12 protein-coding genes and 1 tRNA gene are annotated in these 17,751 nt (G+C 35.0%); 8 read left to right on the forward strand and 5 right to left on the reverse strand.

Features of this window, described 5'->3' with window-relative positions; translation table 11 throughout:
- The first annotated feature begins 34 nt into the window (after nucleotides 1-34).
- From Q0910_RS05615 to Q0910_RS05625, 3 genes are all read left to right on the forward strand, one after another.
- Nucleotides 35-4,309 carry a glycoside hydrolase family 19 protein gene (locus Q0910_RS05615; protein WP_299213413.1) on the forward strand — a complete coding sequence of 1,425 codons (4,275 nt, stop codon included), beginning with the start codon at nucleotides 35-37 and terminating at the stop codon, nucleotides 4,307-4,309.
- A gap of 16 nt (nucleotides 4,310-4,325) precedes the next feature.
- Nucleotides 4,326-6,719 carry an Ig-like domain-containing protein gene (locus Q0910_RS05620; RefSeq protein ID WP_299213415.1) on the forward strand — a complete coding sequence of 798 codons (2,394 nt, stop codon included), beginning with the start codon at nucleotides 4,326-4,328 and terminating at the stop codon, nucleotides 6,717-6,719.
- A 350-nt stretch (nucleotides 6,720-7,069) separates the two neighbouring features.
- Nucleotides 7,070-8,794: a carbohydrate-binding protein gene (locus tag Q0910_RS05625; protein ID WP_299213417.1), complete on the forward strand. Its 1,725-nt coding sequence runs from the start codon at nucleotides 7,070-7,072 to the stop codon at nucleotides 8,792-8,794.
- 124 nt (nucleotides 8,795-8,918) lie between these two features.
- On the opposite strand, the gene Q0910_RS05630 is transcribed toward Q0910_RS05625, so the two are convergent.
- Nucleotides 8,919-8,992 (reverse strand) — tRNA-Asn (locus Q0910_RS05630).
- Between the two features lie 92 nt (nucleotides 8,993-9,084).
- On the reverse strand, nucleotides 9,085-10,401 hold the full coding sequence (gene rseP / locus Q0910_RS05635) for an RIP metalloprotease RseP (protein WP_299213419.1): 1,317 nt from the start codon (nucleotides 10,399-10,401) through the stop codon (nucleotides 9,085-9,087).
- A 156-nt stretch (nucleotides 10,402-10,557) separates the two neighbouring features.
- On the opposite strand from rseP, the gene Q0910_RS05640 reads away from it, so the two are divergent.
- On the forward strand, nucleotides 10,558-11,226 hold the full coding sequence (locus Q0910_RS05640; RefSeq protein ID WP_299213421.1) for an SCO family protein: 669 nt from the start codon (nucleotides 10,558-10,560) through the stop codon (nucleotides 11,224-11,226).
- A gap of 75 nt (nucleotides 11,227-11,301) precedes the next feature.
- On the opposite strand, the gene Q0910_RS05645 is transcribed toward Q0910_RS05640, so the two are convergent.
- A complete protein-coding gene (locus Q0910_RS05645; RefSeq protein WP_299213423.1) occupies nucleotides 11,302-12,957 on the reverse strand; it encodes a hypothetical protein in 1,656 nt (551 codons plus the stop codon).
- Nucleotides 12,958-13,287: 330 nt separating this feature from the next.
- Between Q0910_RS05645 and Q0910_RS05650 the strand changes: the two genes are divergently transcribed.
- From Q0910_RS05650 to Q0910_RS05665, 4 genes are read left to right on the forward strand one after another with little or no spacing between them, the layout of a single operon-like run.
- Complete coding sequence (locus tag Q0910_RS05650) at nucleotides 13,288-13,515, forward strand: FeoA family protein (protein ID WP_299213425.1); 228 nt, start codon at nucleotides 13,288-13,290, stop codon at nucleotides 13,513-13,515.
- Nucleotides 13,516-13,529: 14 nt separating this feature from the next.
- Nucleotides 13,530-15,626, forward strand: coding sequence for a ferrous iron transport protein B (gene feoB / locus Q0910_RS05655; RefSeq protein ID WP_299213427.1), 2,097 nt, complete (start codon nucleotides 13,530-13,532; stop codon nucleotides 15,624-15,626).
- Between the two features lie 40 nt (nucleotides 15,627-15,666).
- Nucleotides 15,667-15,819, forward strand: coding sequence for a hypothetical protein (locus tag Q0910_RS05660; RefSeq protein WP_299213429.1), 153 nt, complete (start codon nucleotides 15,667-15,669; stop codon nucleotides 15,817-15,819).
- 7 nt (nucleotides 15,820-15,826) lie between these two features.
- Entirely contained in the window at nucleotides 15,827-16,048 is a 222-nt protein-coding gene (locus Q0910_RS05665; RefSeq protein WP_299213431.1) for a hypothetical protein, read from the forward strand.
- Between the two features lie 74 nt (nucleotides 16,049-16,122).
- On the opposite strand, the gene Q0910_RS05670 is transcribed toward Q0910_RS05665, so the two are convergent.
- Together Q0910_RS05670 and Q0910_RS05675 are read right to left on the reverse strand one after the other, a co-directional pair.
- The gene (locus Q0910_RS05670; RefSeq protein WP_299213433.1) at nucleotides 16,123-17,046 is read right to left on the reverse strand and encodes a DMT family transporter; all 924 of its coding nucleotides are present in this window, start codon (nucleotides 17,044-17,046) and stop codon (nucleotides 16,123-16,125) included.
- A 287-nt stretch (nucleotides 17,047-17,333) separates the two neighbouring features.
- Nucleotides 17,334-17,750 (reverse strand): hypothetical protein, encoded by a 417-nt coding sequence (locus tag Q0910_RS05675; RefSeq protein ID WP_299213435.1) that lies wholly within the window; start codon nucleotides 17,748-17,750, stop codon nucleotides 17,334-17,336.
- Nucleotide 17,751 lies beyond the last annotated feature (1 nt).

Consider the following 17,751-nt stretch of genomic DNA (forward strand, 5'->3'; position numbering starts at 1 on the left):
AAGAACTTAACTTAATACTCTTAAATGAAACCTTATGAAACCTCAATTTATAATTTCAAAACATGAGATTTTGATCCATATTTTCATGTGGATTCTTTTCTTTGGAGCAAAAATACAAGCACAAAGCCCAATAGAGAAAAACGGACAACTCAAAGTCTGCGGAACTCAATTGTGTAATCAATATAATAACCCGATACAACTGCGTGGTATGAGTACCCATGGAATTCAATGGTATGGTTGGGGTAATTGCTTGACGGAAAGTTCATTAGATGTACTTGCCAATGATTGGGAAGCAGATATTCTCCGGATTTCATTATACGTACAAGAAGGAGGTTATGAGACAGATCCGATAGGATTTACAAATCAGGTTTCTAGATTGATAGAAGAAGCTACGGAACGCGGAATGTATGCTCTAGTAGATTGGCATCAATTGAATCCTGGAGATCCAAACGCAAACTTGGAAAATGCTAAACGATTCTTTACAGATATTGCTAACCAGCATAAAGATAAAAATAATATTATCTATGATGTTTGTAATGAACCTAATGGTTCTGGTGTCACCTGGAATCGTATCAAGACATATGCAGACCAAATCATCCCTGTAATTAAGAGTATAGATAATAATGCAGTAGTTCTTGTAGGGACACATGGATGGGCAACTTTTGGAGTATCAGGAGAAGGAACATTACAAGACGTCATCAACAATCCATTACAGTTTGATAATGTAATGTATACCTTCCATTTTTATGCAAATAGTCATAGAGACGCATACTTAAGTACTTTAGATCAAGCCTCTAATCAACTTCCGGTATTTGTAACAGAATTTGGTAGTCAGGAGTTTACCGGTGATGGACCAAATGATTTTGCAATGACACAACAATTTATCGATTTGATGCGTCAAAAGAAGATCAGCTGGACAAGCTGGAACTACTCTGATGATTTTAGATCAGGAGCTTCTTGGCAATCAGGAACATGTTCAAGTGGAATATGGACTACAGAAAATCTTAAGCCTGCAGGTAGTTGGATTAGAGATAAAATAAAATTCCCAGCGGATGATTTTCCTGGAGGTGATGGGGGTGATACCCAATCTCCGTATTTGGGAAGTCCGGCTAGCATTCCCGGTGTTATTAAAGCAGAAAATTATGATCTTGGTGGACAATCAGTTGCGTATAATGATACTTCAAGTTCTAATCAAGGTGGTGCCTACCGCAATGAAGCAGTAGATATAGAATCCAGTTCAGAAGGAGGGTTTAACGTTGGATGGGTAAGCACAGGTGAATGGTTAGAATATACGGTTGATATTCAGACAGGAGGAAATTACAAAGTAGATTGCCGAGTAGCAGCTATTACTTCAGGAAAAAAGTTTCACCTGGAACTGGATGGACAGAATATTAGTGGTCCAATAAACGTACCGAATACAGGTGGATGGCAAAATTGGCAAACCGTTTCAGTAAATGCCTCTCTTTCTAAAGGAGAGCAAGTATTACGAATTGTAATGGATACGGATGATTTTAATCTCAATCGACTGGATTTTTCTCAAGATACATCCCCTAATAATCAATTACCAGTTTGTAGCATTTTTTCACCTTCCAATAATCAAATCTTTGACGAAGGAAGTTTAGTTTCTATTACTGCAAATGCTTCAGATAACGATGGAAATATTACTAAAGTAGAGTTTTTTAGCAATGATATACTTATTCATACAGATACTTCAACTCCTTACGAGTATATGATTTCTTCAATTCAGGAAGGAACATATTCTCTAAAAGTTAAGGCTTATGATAATGAAGGAGCTTCTACAAATTCTTCCCCAATTTCAATTATAGTAAATGGATCCGGGGATGGAGGCAACTGTAATACACCACAATATGTTGGTGGTACAGTATATAGTAATGGTGATAAGGTTCAAAATTCAGGCAAAGAATATGAGTGTCTTGTTGGTGGATGGTGTAGTATTGGAGGGCCTTATGCTCCAGGTGAAGGATGGGCTTGGACCAATGCTTGGAAAGAAATTGGGAATTGCAATGCGATTTCCGATAGTTTAGAGCAATCAGAACAAGCGATAAGAGTTGGTTGTGGTATCCCTCCGTATCAGGATGGAGCAAGTTATCAAACAGGTGATGAGGTGCAAAATTTTGGTAAAAAATATAAATGCCTTGTCGGAGGATGGTGCAGTATTGGAGGAGCCTATACACCAGGAGGCTCTGCAGATTGGGCTTGGCCAAGTGCCTGGGAAGAATTAGGAGTTTGTGATGGAGATATAGAGAATCAGTTGCCTATTGTAAATATAGTAAACCCTACTGAAGGAGCTCAATATCAATCGGGAGACGAGGTAACAGTTATAGCAGAAGCGGTTGATATCGACGGTAGTATTAGTGAAGTCACTTTTTTTATGGATAATGTGGTGATAGGACAAGATAATACAGTTCCTTTTGAAATTACATTTTCTCCTATAGATGGAACTCACGAATTGAGAACAATGGCAGTAGATAACGAGGGTGGTACAACAACATCTAATCCAGTAACTATTGTTGTAAATGAAGATACAGGAGATGGTGACACTTGCAATCTGGAATTATATATCGATGGAAATACATACCAAACAGGAGATGAAGTACAGTACTTAGGTAATAAATATAAATGCAAAGTTGGAGGGTGGTGCTCTGTAGGAGGTTCTTATACTCCACAAGAAGGCTGGGCTTGGTCTTTTGCCTGGGAGCAATTAGGGCTTTGTACAGGAACACCGATTAATCAACTACCACAGGTGACTATATTAACTCCATCAGTGATATATGCAGAAACCTTACCTATTACGATTCCGTTACAAGTAAAAGCGATCGATCCTGATGGTACTATTAATGTTATTACAGTTGAAGCAGGAGGTGGTACATTGTCATTACAAGCTGAAGAGAATGATATATATCAATCGGATTGGAGGTTTAACAATTACGATACATATACTTATGAAGGACAAGCAACAGATAATGAAGAAGGAGTTACCAATTTTACGATTCAAGTAACTGTTAGAAAAACATCGCATGGAGATTTTTTAATTTCAAAAGAAGAATACAATGAGTTCTTTCCTTATAGATATGGTACAGATTTAGGTACATATGAAATAGATCCGGCAAGAGATTTTTTCACGTATGAATCCTTTGTCGAAGCTATAGTAAGAATGGATAATATAGAAATTACCTTTGAGCGCAGAAAAGGAACAAACCTATATAAATTAACGCGAAGAGATAAAAGTACTAATCAATCCATTGTAATTCGTATAGATTCTGATTTTGATGCTGAATGGAATCAGTCAAAACCAATTATCACTCAAGTCGTGGATTATGGAAGTTTTGCTGGTGAAGGAAACGAAATCATTATAAAAAGAGAATTAGCTGCATTCCTGGCTAATATTTCTCAGGAGACTACAGGAGGATGGGCCACTGCTCCGGGAGGGCCATATTCCTGGGGGTTACATTTTAGAGAAGAACAAGGATATGAAGGTACTGGTAACCTTGGATATCGGGATGAAGGCAATATTGATTATCCGCCTGCTCCGGGTAAATCCTATCATGGTCGTGGTCCTATTCAGTTAAGCTGGAATTATAATTATGGCCAGGTAAGTGAATTTCTGTTTGGTGATAAGAATGTTATGCTTAATAACCCAGAGCGGGTACTTCAGGATGCTGCTTTAGCATTTCAAACAGCAATTTGGTTTTGGATGACACCGCAATATCCTAAACCTTCAGCACACGATGTGATGGTAAGTAATTGGGTGCCGTCAGTATATGATCAGGAACGCAACCGAAAACCAGGTTTTGGTATGACCGTAAATATCATTAATGGTGGATTAGAATGTGGTAGTGGCACTGAAATCCCTAAAGTTTTAGGGCGTATTGGTTTTTATGAGCGATATACCGGAATTTTAAATGTAAATAATGATCTTGATACTACTGATGATTGCTCAGAATGTGGTTGTGCTACAATGCAATCTTATTTCGGAATAGAGCCAGAACAAGAAACTTTAAGAATAAGAAGTAGTTTGAACAAAGAGAAGCATAAAGTACAAGTTGCTGTATCACCAAATCCATTTCAAGATGAACTCCGAGTAGTTATAAACTCAGAAAATAAAACGCAGCTAGTAATGGATATAGTGGATTTTAATGGTCATCGCCTGATGCATATTCCCGCCAAAATTATAAATAAAGGAGAACAACAGATGGTAGAGAATGTTTCAGAACTTCCTTCAGGAGTATATTTTCTTAGGGTTAGTATAGGCGAGGAAGTTAAAACCCTTAAAATAGTAAAAAGATAACCTAAAAGTTAATAAGATGAAAATGAAATATAATCAACAACAATTATCTAGGCACTTATTTTGGGTCATAGTAATACTGTGTCTATGGTCTTTCTCCGGTATATCCGCAAAGAGTTATGAGCCAAAAGATGATATTATAATAGCTAACTGCGAAGGAATTAGCACTTGGAGTGCAACTGCAACCTATGTGGGTGGAAACCGTGTTAGTTATAATGGGATGCTTTATGAAGCTAAATGGTGGAATCAAAACCGGAATCCAGAAACCTATTCAGGAAGAGATGATGAATGGCGAAATCTCGGAACTTGTGATGGAGGAGATTCAAATATACTACCAACCATAACAATCAGTTCTCCATCAAGTGGAAGCACTTTTTCTGAAGGTAACACAATTACTGTCACAGCAAATGCTTCAGATGCAGATGGTATAATTACCAAAGTAGAATTTTTTAATAATAATACACTATTAGGAGAAGATACTTCAGCACCTTTTAGTTTTACGATTAATAATCTAACTGTCGGAAATTATACTTTGAATGCTAAAGCTTTTGACAATGATGAAGCTTCGCAAATATCTTCACCAGTTACTATTACTGTAGAAAGTTCAGGAGGAGATGGCGGAAATTGTGATACTGCTTCTTACGTAGATGGAGCATCATACGCAACTGGGGATATTGTTCAGAATTTTGGAAAAGAATATGAGTGTCTGGTCGGAGGATGGTGTAGTATTGGAGGAGTATATACACCTGGAGGCTCTGCAGATTGGGCTTGGCCAAGCGCTTGGAAAGAACTTGGTACCTGTGATGTAAATCCACCTGATAACCAATCACCAGTAGTAGAGATTACGCAACCATTTAATGGAGAAACATTTGAAATAGGACAATCCGTTATTATTACTGCAGCTGCAAGTGATCCAGATGGATCCATTAGTAAAGTAGAATTTTTTGTAGATGGAAACAAAATAGAAGAACAAACCGCAACACCCTATACAGCCAATTGGACAGCTGTGACCGGGAATCATACGCTTACAGTTCGTGCAACAGATGATAAAGGATCAGCAAGTGATTCAAATCCAATTACTATTTCTGTAGGTGATGTTTTACCTCCAGATACAGGGCTTCCTGCAAGAATATTAAATGGATATTGGCATAATTTTCAGAATGGTTCGGGTTTAATTCGTCTTAGAGATGTTTCCTCCAATTGGGATGTCATTAATGTTTCTTTTGCAGAACCAAAAATATCATCAACGGATGGTGAACTAGGCTTTGAATTAGCTCCTGAGTTTAGTACTATAAATTATACCGAAAATGATTTTAAATCAGACATCCAATTTCTGAAAGGAATAGGTAAAAAAGTAATCATTTCTATTGGTGGAGCAGAAGGACAAGTACGCTTAAATACTATTTCTTCCAGAGATAAATTTGTGAATTCTATGATCTCTATTATCGAAGAATATGATTTTGATGGTATGGATATAGATTTTGAGGGTCAATCACTATCTCTTGACCTAGGAGATACTGATTTTAGAAATCCTACAACTCCTGTATTAGTAAATACCATCAATGCAGTAAAAAGTGTTTGCAATCATTTTGGTGATAATTTCATCCTTACGATGGCACCCGAAACCTTTTTTGTTCAGTTGGGATATTCATTTTATGGTGGAATTTCGCAGGGAGCTGATCGTCGGGCGGGAGCATATTTACCTTTAATTCATGCATTGCGGGATAAGCTAACCTTTTTACAAGTGCAGTACTATAACTCGGGGTCGATTACAGCACTAGATGATCGTTTTTACAGTATGGGCAATGCAGATTTCTATGTTTCTTTAGTGGATATGTTACTAAAGGGGTTTCCTATTACCGGAGACAACAGTAAATTCTTTCCAGCATTGAGATCGGATCAAATACTTATAGGAGTACCTGCAACTGTAAACGCAGGAAACGGATATACAGGTTCACAAGGTGTGATTAATGCTTTGGATTATATAATAAAAGGTAATTCATTTGGAGGACAGTATTCTTTGTCCCAAACATATCCTAAGCTTAGAGGAGTTATGAGTTGGTCCATTAATTGGGATCAATTCGGAAGTTTTGCCTTTTCTAATCCAGTAAGAGAATACTTGGATGGATTAGAGTCACGTCAAATAACTACATCTATACAATCCAAAGCTCTTTTATATCCAAACCCTTTACAAGATAGACTACAGATGCAGTTTGATGCAAAGGCCTCTGTTGAATATACCTTAGAAATGTATAATCATATAGGAGTAAAGGTATTTGAATATATAGGAGTGCAAACCGATAAAAGGGCTTCATCTCAGATACCGGGAATAGATACATTAGAATCAGGAATATACATCTATAAGATAAAAGTGGCCGATAAAAGCTATTCCGGAAAAATTATAAAAGAATAAATACAACCATATTTTTAGGGTAAGAAGTTATAATGTTATGCTGAGCTTGTCGAAGTGCAATTAAACATAAAAATTTAAACTAACCTTCTTCTCCTATTAGAATGACAGAGATAATAGATTGGATATAATACCATTTACACTTTGAATTTAAGGCAATAAAATACTCTTTTGCGCCTATGTTTTAGAATAAAAATTAACCGTAGCTATGGCTATGCTTATTTTTTCTTCTTCACACAGACAAAAAATAGTTGATTTTCTTTTACAGTAAATTCAAAGTATAACGGGTATAAGTATTACCTATTTATCTCTAACATGGCCAATCAAATATTAACCTAACTAAAAACTTTAAAATGAAAACAATCAGCACATTACTCTTTTTAGCCTTTTTTACAGGGGCTACACCTATACTTGTTGCTCAAAGCTGGAACTTGGTCTGGCAAGATGAGTTCACTAATCAAATCAGCTCCGATTGGGTTTTTGAAACTGGAAGAGGTTCTTCTGGATGGGGAAATAACGAATTGCAATATTATCGTCGTGAGAATGCAACTGTAGAGAATGGTCAACTAATTATTACAGCTAGAAAAGAAAATTTTGAAGGAGCTAACTATACTTCTGCGCGAATGAAAACCCAAGGCAAAAGAAACTTTAAATATGGTAAAATAGAAGCGAGGATAGCGTTGCCTATGGGGCAAGGACTCTGGCCTGCGTTCTGGATGTTAGGAAGTAATATTTCTTCTGTAGGTTGGCCTGCATGCGGAGAAATTGATGTTATGGAACATATTAATGATTCACCAGATGTTCATGGAACCATTCATTGGCAAGATAGTAATGGTAATTATGCAAATTATGGAGGGCATACAGCAGTAAATGTTACTAATTATCATCTGTATTCGGTAGAATGGGATGAGAGTAGTATTAAATGGTTTGTTGATGGAAATCAATATCATGAAGTTGATATACGCAATGGTATTAACGGGACCAGCGAGTTTCATAACGAGTACTTTTTATTACTCAATATGGCAGTAGGAGGTAATTGGCCCGGATTTTCAGTTGATGACGGCAAATTACCGGCACGCATGGCAGTAGATTATGTGCGAGTATATCAAGCAGGAGTTAATCCTCCTCCAACAGGAGGTATAGCTACTGTATATCAACATTGTTCGTATGGCGGATACGCTATAGGTTTAGGAGAAGGTACGTATACAAGAGGTCAATTAATTGGATTAGGAATTGGAGATGATGATATTTCTTCAGTAAAAGTACAGTCAGGATATCAAGCTACATTATACTTTGATGATAACTTTACAGGAACTTCAATTATAAAAACAGGTGATACGAGTTGCCTTGTTAATGATGGGTTTAATGATCAGATTACCTCTATTATAATTTCAAAATCAAATGGAGGTGGATCTAGTCAAACAATTGAAGCAGAGAATTATACTTCTATGTCAGGTGTTCAGAATGAAAACTGTTCAGAAGGAGGTCAAAATGTTGGATATATCGATACTGGTGATTGGGTAGCGTATGCTAATATTAATTTTCCTTCTTCAGGTAGTTATAAAATAGAATATCGCGTCGCCAGTGCAGTTGGTGGAGGGATTTTATCTGCTGATATAAATGGAGGTGCTACGGTTCTTGGACAAGTCAATATCCCTAATACAGGAGGATGGCAAAACTGGATTACGGTATCTCATACAGTTAATATAAATGCAGGGACCTATCCTTTTGGTATGTATGCTATATCTGGTGGATGGAACGTGAATTGGATAAAAATCACAAAACAGGATAATGTCCGATCTTATGATCCAGCTTTAATAAGAAATACAGAAGCTATAAAAGAAAATACATCTCAGGTAGTACTATATCCTAATCCGGTAAGAGATTTTATGTATATCAAGGGATTAAATTATGGTACATTCGAACTCTATGATTTAAGCGGGAAAAAGCTCTTAAAAGTAGAATCAAAAACAGAAAACGTTGCTAAAGCAGATTTAAGTTCATTGGTACCTGGAGTGTACATCTATAAAGTGAAAGGAGCTGATCAAAATTATTCCGGAAGGATCATAAAACAATAATTCTAAAGTTAATTATTGATTCAAAATAGATACCTGCTTTATTTTCCCTTTTAAGTCTTAATGGCGTGAGGGAAGTTGTGAAAACAAAAAAGCCTTAACTTGAATAAGTTAAGGCTTAATTTTGCTCCCCCTCTTGGGCTCGAACCAAGGACCCTTTGATTAACAGTCAAATGCTCTAACCAACTGAGCTAAGGAGGAATTTTGGTTAACAATAGAGAAGTGTTTTTCTCTTTTGCGAGTGCAAATATATACTAATTTTTGATACTCAAAAAGATTTTTTTAATTTTTTATCAATTTCCGAAAATTGCGCGGTAGATATCATTACCATTTGCGAAAAGCAATAAAGCAATCAGGATTACAAAACCAACAAGTTGTGCATACTCCATAAACTTGTCGTTTGGTTTTCTACCAGCTATAATTTCGTACAATAAAAACATCACATGTCCACCATCCAGTGCAGGTATAGGTAGAATGTTCATAAAGGCTAAAATAATCGATATAAAAGCCGTTGTACTCCAAAAAGCAGCCCAATCCCATACAGGTGGGAAAAGATTGCCTATGGCAGCAAAACCACCAATCTGTGTAGCTCCTTTTTTAGTGAATACATATTTAAATTGTGCGATATAGTCATGAAGCTTCCAATAACTATAATCAAACCCTTTGCTAATACTTTGACCAAACGAGTATTCTTCTCGGTTTATTTTGTAAAAAACAGGTAATACTCCTATTGTTCCTTCTTCATCAGTTTTTACAGTAATAGTATTCTCAGACCCGTTTCTTAGGTAGGTGATATCAATTTCTTTTTCTTTGTTAGCACTCACTTCTTTTTTAAATTCGTGCCACCAAGTAATATTCTTTCCGTTAACAGATGAGATTTTATCTCCATTTCTAAGTCCAGCAGCATATGCAGGTCTATCAACCACTACAGTATCCAATACAGTTTTGGTTCTAATACCAAATGGCTTCATAACGCCCTCCTCAAACATTGTTTGACCAATATTTTCTGGAATATCTATTGTTTTTGTATTTCCGTCAGCGGATAAAACGGTAATGTTTTTTACATCTCTTAAGAAAAGATACATGTTAATATCTCTGGCATCTTTAAAATCTTCTCCGTTTACTTGAAGTATTCGGTCACCATCCTGAAAACCATACCCTTCAAAAATTTCAGCAACTTCATATCCATCAGGAACATCTTCTATAGTAACATAAGAAGTCCCCCAGGTAAAAATTATTGCCATATATATTAAAAATCCAAGAACAATATTTACAGTTACACCACCAAGCATAATAATTAATCGTTGCCAAGCTGGTTTAGATCTAAACTCCCAAGGTTGAGGTGGACCAGCCATTTGCTCTTTGTCCATACTCTCATCGATCATCCCGGCAATTTTTACATAACCACCAAGAGGTAGCCATCCAATACCATAAACCGTTTCACCGATTTTTTTCTTAAATAGCGAATATTTTACATCAAAAAACAAATAGAATTTCTCTACTCTGGTCTTAAATAATTTAGCTGGAATAAAGTGCCCTAATTCGTGAAGAACGATTAGAATGGACAAACTTAATAGTAGCTGTAATGCTTTTACAATAATGGGACTCATATGGCCTTATTCAAAATTAAATCACGCAAAAGTAACCTTTTAGAGTAGCTTATGAAAGAAATCTAGTCTACAGATTCAGGTTTTAATATTTTTTTAGGGAAAACTGTAATTCTGTAAAAGATAATCCTTGTAATTTTGTAACTCTAAAATATAAGTATGCTTCGATTCTTTGCTAAGTACAAATTCTTTGCCATAGTCTTATTTATTCTATCCGCGATTATTATTTCTATTATTTATTCTATTCTAAAACCAAAGCGCGCCCTTAGAGTGTATGAACCGGATATGGTGAGTCTAGAATTGGTTGATAGTACCGTACAACATGTTCGAAAATACCATAAAATAGGGGATTTTAACTTGTTGAATCAGAATGGAGAGAAAGTAACCCAAGCAAACTATGAAAATAAAATCTATGTAGCTGATTTTTTCTTCACAACCTGTCAGACGATTTGTCCAATAATGACAGGAAATATGAAAAAGATCCAAGAAGAATTAAAAGATGATCAGGAAACCCTATTATTATCACATACCGTTATTCCTGAAACAGATAGTGTACCACAGTTAAAAAAATATGCCTTAGAAAAAGGAGTGGATGATACAAAATGGAATTTGGTAACTGGTAGTAAAAAGCATATTTATGATTTAGCAAGAAAATCGTATTTAGTTGCAAAAACTGATGGAGATGGCGGTCCTTATGATATGATCCATACCGAAAATTTTGTATTGGTAGATAAGAAGAAACGTATTCGTGGTTTTTATGATGGAACCAAAGAAGAAGAAATAGAACGTTTGCTGGAAGATATAGCAGTTTTAAAGAAGGAAAAATAAATTGTCACATTAAACACCTGAATGTTTAATGTGACAATAAGTAAATAGATTTATTATTAAAATGAATCAGATGTATTATTCCTGTAGTGGACAATCAGCGGGATTTTCATCGCATACTTCATCAATCCATTCTTGGAATCCTTCATAAAATGTTTCGTTAAAGAATTCTATAAGTTCATTAAAATCAACTTCCTCAAATAACTCATCAATATCAAGAGGTTCCTGAGGTTTGATATTGTAATTCAGGAATTCAATTTCAGAATCTTGTTCTAACTCTATAACTAGCTTAAGAGGTTGATTCATTACTGTTTCTGTTTGAGTTAATGGGAAAGGGAATACCCAATTTTCATTGGCTTCTTCACAAGCTCCAATAGGCCCCGTTAATCTTATTCCTTGCCCATCATTCAAATAATATTCATTGCCAAATAATGACTGAACAGATGTGTTTTCTGGAACATAATTATAGGGATGAGTTTCTACTACTTGGCCTCCATTATCGGACCAAATAAAACGCGAGGCCTTAGATACTTTGATTCCGCAGAAATTATTTGGAAAAATTACTTCTCCATCATATTCAGGAAGTGTAGGCAAAAACTGAACGGGTATTTTAATAGTAGGTTTATCATCTATGATGTTGGTGAAATCTAACTCGATACGATAGTTTTGCATCCCCTGAGTTCCATAAGATAATTGAATATAATCTGGTAATTGAGGAAAATCTTCGGGAGTAGGAGGGTTTCCGCCACCTCCTGGAGGATCAATCACTGGATCTGGTTTATCCATCATAAAATCGAATTGATCTTTACCCATTGCGTTTTTTACACGTAGACGAAAAGAGGTATTTGTTTTTGTATTCCAGGAATATGTATATACTTTGGTTGTATTTGCAGGAACTTCGAAGCCTTCAGGATATAATCCATTTGGATTTTTCATTGATTTCCACTTTCCACCAGAATAGTATTCAAAATATAATTCAGGACCCACATATGCATTGCAAGGAGGGCTTTGACAAAAACCACCAGAAGTATTGGAGGCAATATGATCATTGTCCCTGTTTTGAACTGCTTTACTACAGATCTTACCTTTCCATTTTTTGATTCCATTCATCACAGCATGGAGTTTATATCTTGGTCCTTTATTGCAGTATGAAGCCGGTATACTAGCACAATCATTAACAAAACCAAAATAGTTATTAGGAGTCTTATCTAATGCTATAAATTCTGGGGTTCCTAAAAAACCATAAGCAATTGAACTTGTAAAATCACTATTTTTACAAGCAATTACCCGAGTAGGATTGCCCTCATTTCCTATAGGAAAGTCTGTAGTAACTCCTCTGGCCCATCCTTGCTCCTGCAATTCACTATTTTTAGCAGATGTTCCTCCATTTTCTATTTTTAGAAAAGATGGAACCTGAGTTCCCGGTTCAGAAAGGGCCCAGAATGCTTCTTGGTCTGATAATTCTTTTCCTGCGAGTTTAGTAATATTTTCTAATACAGAACATTCATTACAATCACTTTCTTCTAATATAAAGGTTCCCTTAAGCTCTCCATCATCAATTTTTTGAAAGCGAACTATATTTCCATTCGATAAGGTGATTTTAGCTTTAGAATCTGAAATTTTTGAAAGTTGTTCTAAGCCGTTGGTTTTTGATTCATTAACATCGGTTTTCTCGCAAGAAAACAGAAGCAAGACAAATGAATACAACCAAATGCAATATTTTAAATTTCTCATTATTGTAAGGTTTTATGAGTTGTTATATACTTACTCTTTTGTAAGGCTTTTCAGTTTCCACCTTTTCTAAATTTAGATAGGACGAAATTATAAGTAGAAGTATTGATGAATGTCCGATAATTTTGAAATTCAAAGATTTCGGACTGATTTTGGGTGATTCACCCTATTATGGATAGGGTTAAAAACTGTGATTTTGAAAGTTCTATTATAGAAAGGAGAGAATAAAGGTTGTTTTTTAACTATTTATTATCTGTTTTTGGATAAGATAGCTTTTTCAATACGTATTTTTCCACTACTTTTGCCTTGTTTAAAATTAATCTAAATAAACACTTGAAAATAACTATTGCAAATCTCAAACGGGGTCAGCGTGCGTTGATTAAGGAAATAACTTCGGATATTATCCCTCTTAAGCTATTAGAAATGGGATGTCTGCCAGGTAATGAAGTGCAGTTGTTGCAGACAGCACCGTTTCAATGTCCCATGTACCTTACTATCAATGGTAGTCATCTTGCCATTCGTAAAGAAATTGCTTCACAGATTGAGATTGAAATTATTTAACAGGATTACTTTTTATGACCAAGCAGATTAAAGTTTCACTTATCGGAAACCCAAATACAGGTAAAACATCTGTTTTTAATTTGCTAACAGGATTAAACCAGCAAGTCGGTAACTATCCTGGGATTACAGTAGAAAAGAAAGAAGGGGTTTGTAAATTACCTCGTGGAGTAAAAGCTCATATACTGGATTTGCCAGGAACATATAGCCTTAATGCATCCTCATTAGATGAAAATGTTGTCATAGAAATTCTTCTGAATAAAAAAGATAAAGATTTTCCGGATGTGGCTATTGTAGTTAGTGATGTAGAAAATCTTAAAAGAAATTTACTGCTTTTTACACAAATAAAAGATTTAGAGATCCCCACCATTTTAGTCATTAATATGGCAGATCGTATGAAGAGAAAAGGAATTTCATTAGATATTCCTCTACTCGAGAAAGAATTAAATACCAAAATAGCCTTGGTAAGTGCCAGAAAAAATCAAGGTATTGATGAACTTAAAAAACTAATTCTTTCTTATACTTCTTTGCCAACCAAACCGTGTGTTAATGCATTAACTTTTGATCCTGAATATTTTGACAGACTTAAGAAGGCATTTCCTAATCAATCACTTTATAAACTTTGGTTGGTAATTACACAAGACGTAAACTTCAGAAAAATTGATAAGCAGAAGCCTTCAGTAGCGCCTGATTTTGAGATTAAATCCGAGAGTGAACTGAAGCGATTTCAACAAAAAGAGACTATTAAAAGGTATCAATTTATTAATGGAGTTCTTAAAAAAGGCTTAGTCGTTGATGAAAAGGCAGCAACAGGAATGCGTGCTAAGCTGGATAGAGTGTTAACTCATAAATTCTGGGGGTATTTTATCTTCTTTGCCATATTGCTATTAATCTTTCAGGCTATTTATGACTGGTCTTCGTATCCAATGGATTTAATTGATGAAGGATTTGCCTGGTTAAGCGAAGCTGCTAAATCAACATTGCCATCTGGACCGTTTGTAGATTTAATCACAGAAGGTATCATACCAGGATTAGGAGGAATCGTAATTTTTATTCCGCAAATAGCCTTTTTATTTCTTTTTATATCCATTTTGGAAGAAAGCGGGTATATGAGTCGCGTGGTGTTCCTTATGGATAGGGTAATGCGAAAATTTGGATTAAGCGGAAAAAGTGTAGTTCCTTTAGTTTCAGGGACAGCCTGTGCAATTCCGGCAGTTATGGCCACCCGAAATATTGAGAACTGGAAAGAACGCCTTATCACGATTTTGGTGGTTCCGTTTACTACCTGTTCTGCTAGACTACCCGTATATTTAATAATTATCGCATTAGTTATTCCTGATGAGAAAGTAGGCTGGATATTTAGTTATCAAAGTCTAACACTAATGTTATTGTATTTTATTGGTTTTGGAGCAGCCGTTGGGTCTGCTTGGTTATTGAATAAAATGCTTAAGATCAAAAGCAAAAACTATTTTGTTATTGAGATGCCAGGATATAAAATACCTTTATTTAAAAATGTAGTTATTAATGTGGTCGAAAAAACGAAAGCATTTGTTTTTGGAGCCGGAAAAATAATTTTAGCAATCTCCATAGTTTTATGGGTTTTAGCAAGTTTTGGCCCCAATGAAAACTTTAATAATGCAGAAGAAATAGTATCCTTAAAGTATCCAGATGTTTCACAGGAAGAATTGGATCAAAAAACAGCATCTTATAAACTGGAATATTCATTTATTGGCTATGCAGGTAAGGCTATAGAACCAATTGTAGCTCCTCTTGGGTATGATTGGAAAATTGGGATCGGAATTATTAGCTCTTTTGCTGCCAGAGAGGTTTTTGTAGGAACACTGGCGACAATTTATAGTGTGGGTAGTGATGAAGAGGAAACCATAAAAAACAGAATGGCTGCTGAGATAAGTCCGATAACCGGAGGACCTCTATTTAATTTGGCTAGCGGAATTTCTTTATTGCTATTTTATGCTTTTGCTATGCAGTGTATGAGTACCTTAGCTATTGTGAAACGAGAAACGAATAGTTGGAAATGGCCGATGGCACAACTTATATTTATGAGTATCTTAGCATATGGCGCAGCATTAATAGCATATCAAGTTTTAAAATAAAAAATATTAGTTTTTTGTATCTTTATTCGACAGATTGAATATGAATATTCTTATCCAAAACATATTAGTACTTATTGTATTTGCAATAGCAATAGGATTTTTGATTAAAAAATTCTTTTGGAAACCTCAGGTTTCTTCTGCAAATAAAAAAACACCTGGTTCTTGTGCTAAAGGTGGTTGTGGTTGTCACTAATTGAATCATGACAACTATAATTATTTTAATAGCATATTGGTTTGACTATAAGTCAAATAAAAAGCAGTTCATTTCAGATCTAAGAGGAGGATCATTATTTCTGCTAGTATTATTTCTTATATTTTCTTTATTATATTTTGTTCTAAATCTAGGAATTCTATATGCGGTTTTAGCGATCGGAATTGTGATTCCGGTAAGTTTATTGGTAAAATATCTCATTAAAAAGTAATACCAGTTCTGATTTAAAAATATTCAAAATAAAGCAAATTTTAGCGGGTAATTTTAAGTCAAAAATGGTATAATCTATTTCTTTCGTAACCATTTTAAGGAGCCGTTACTACTAATCAAATAAACACCTGCAAAAATTAAAACACAGCATAACAGTTTTGCAACAGTAATATCTCCTTTATATTGACTGTTAACTACAAAATAGGCTATACCAGCAACTAATAACATTGCCACAGCTGGTTGGACATATATATAGCTACTAGAAACAGTAGGTTTTACAAATTGTAAGGCAAACATATTCAATAAATATGCTAAAAATGTGGGTCCAATTATCACATAAAATAAGGATATCCAATTAGAAGTTTCGTAGGATCCAAAATCTGTCTCTAGTAATTGATTAATACAAAAAGGGAACATAAAGATAAAACCAAAGAAAAAAGTCCAAACGATAACAGTGATAGGTTTATATTTTGCCATTAGTGGTTTTACAAGGACCAAGTAGAAAGCAAATGCTAATGCATTAATTCCTATGAATATATTTCCTTTTAAGGATCCTGTTCCTAAACCGGAGTTACCTAAATATATGAGCAGAACCGCGCCTCCTCCACCAATACATATACCAATAATCCTTGGTAGTGTTAACGGTTCTTTTAATAAAAAGTAGCTGATAATGACTGTAAATATGGGCATTGCCGTAACAATAATGGCCGCATCTACAGGAGAAGTCAAACTCAACCCATTCATAGAGAAGAATTGGTTTGTAGCAACTCCTAATAACCCGCAAAGCAGTAATCTGGGGATATCTTTTTTTTGCACTTGTTCTTTGATAAAAAGCTTTAGGATGAAAAACAAGAAGCCAGCCCCACTAATTCTAAGGCAAACTAAAGCGGAAGCTTCTATTTTATCCGGCATTAATCCTTTTGCGATAAGATAATTGGCTCCATAGATCATATTAACACATAATAATGCAATATGAGCTTTGGCTTTATTAGAAATCATCCTGTAAAGTTAATGAAACCCGATTTTAAAAAGTTTGAAAAACACATTTAAAATGGTTGGTTGAATTAATCCCGTTGAAAAACGGGATCCACCCAGTACTGTGTTTTAAAAAGTTTGAAAACGCATTTAAAATAGTTAGTTGAAGTAATCTCATTAAAAAACGGGATCCAATCCATATAGTGTGAGAAACCTTATTTTAATTTTTTTAAAAGTATTTAAATAGGCTGTTGAGTTAATCATATCACAATAAAATATAAATACTTAAAGTAATATCTAATAACTATTATTTACATAACAATCATCTCCAAATAATAATCAGAAGGATCTGTTTTTTGGTCACCGGATGGATATGGACTTAGATTATATCCATAGATAGTTTTATTTCCTGATTTTAAGATTTCTTTGTTGTTGTCTGGTGAAACCCCTTTCGCTCCAACAATCATTAGTTTTTCTTCTAAAAGAGTATCATTCTCATATATTCCAATGAGAACTTTTGCTTGTCCTTGCCAAACACAGGTAACATTCGTTGGACAACGCGAATCTTCGGTTACTTTTATGAATTGTATGCTCTTGGTTTCAAAATTAGCTTTCTTACCTATTTGTAGCTTAGTAATTATTTTGGGAGGTTTTACCTTTTTTGTAGTGTTTTGAGCTTTTATAAAAAGAGGACTAAAAACTAAAAGTAAATAGATGAATCGTTTCATT

Origin of the sequence: uncultured Aquimarina sp., assembly GCF_947495315.1 — a bacterium.
Lineage (GTDB): Bacteria > Bacteroidota > Bacteroidia > Flavobacteriales > Flavobacteriaceae > Aquimarina.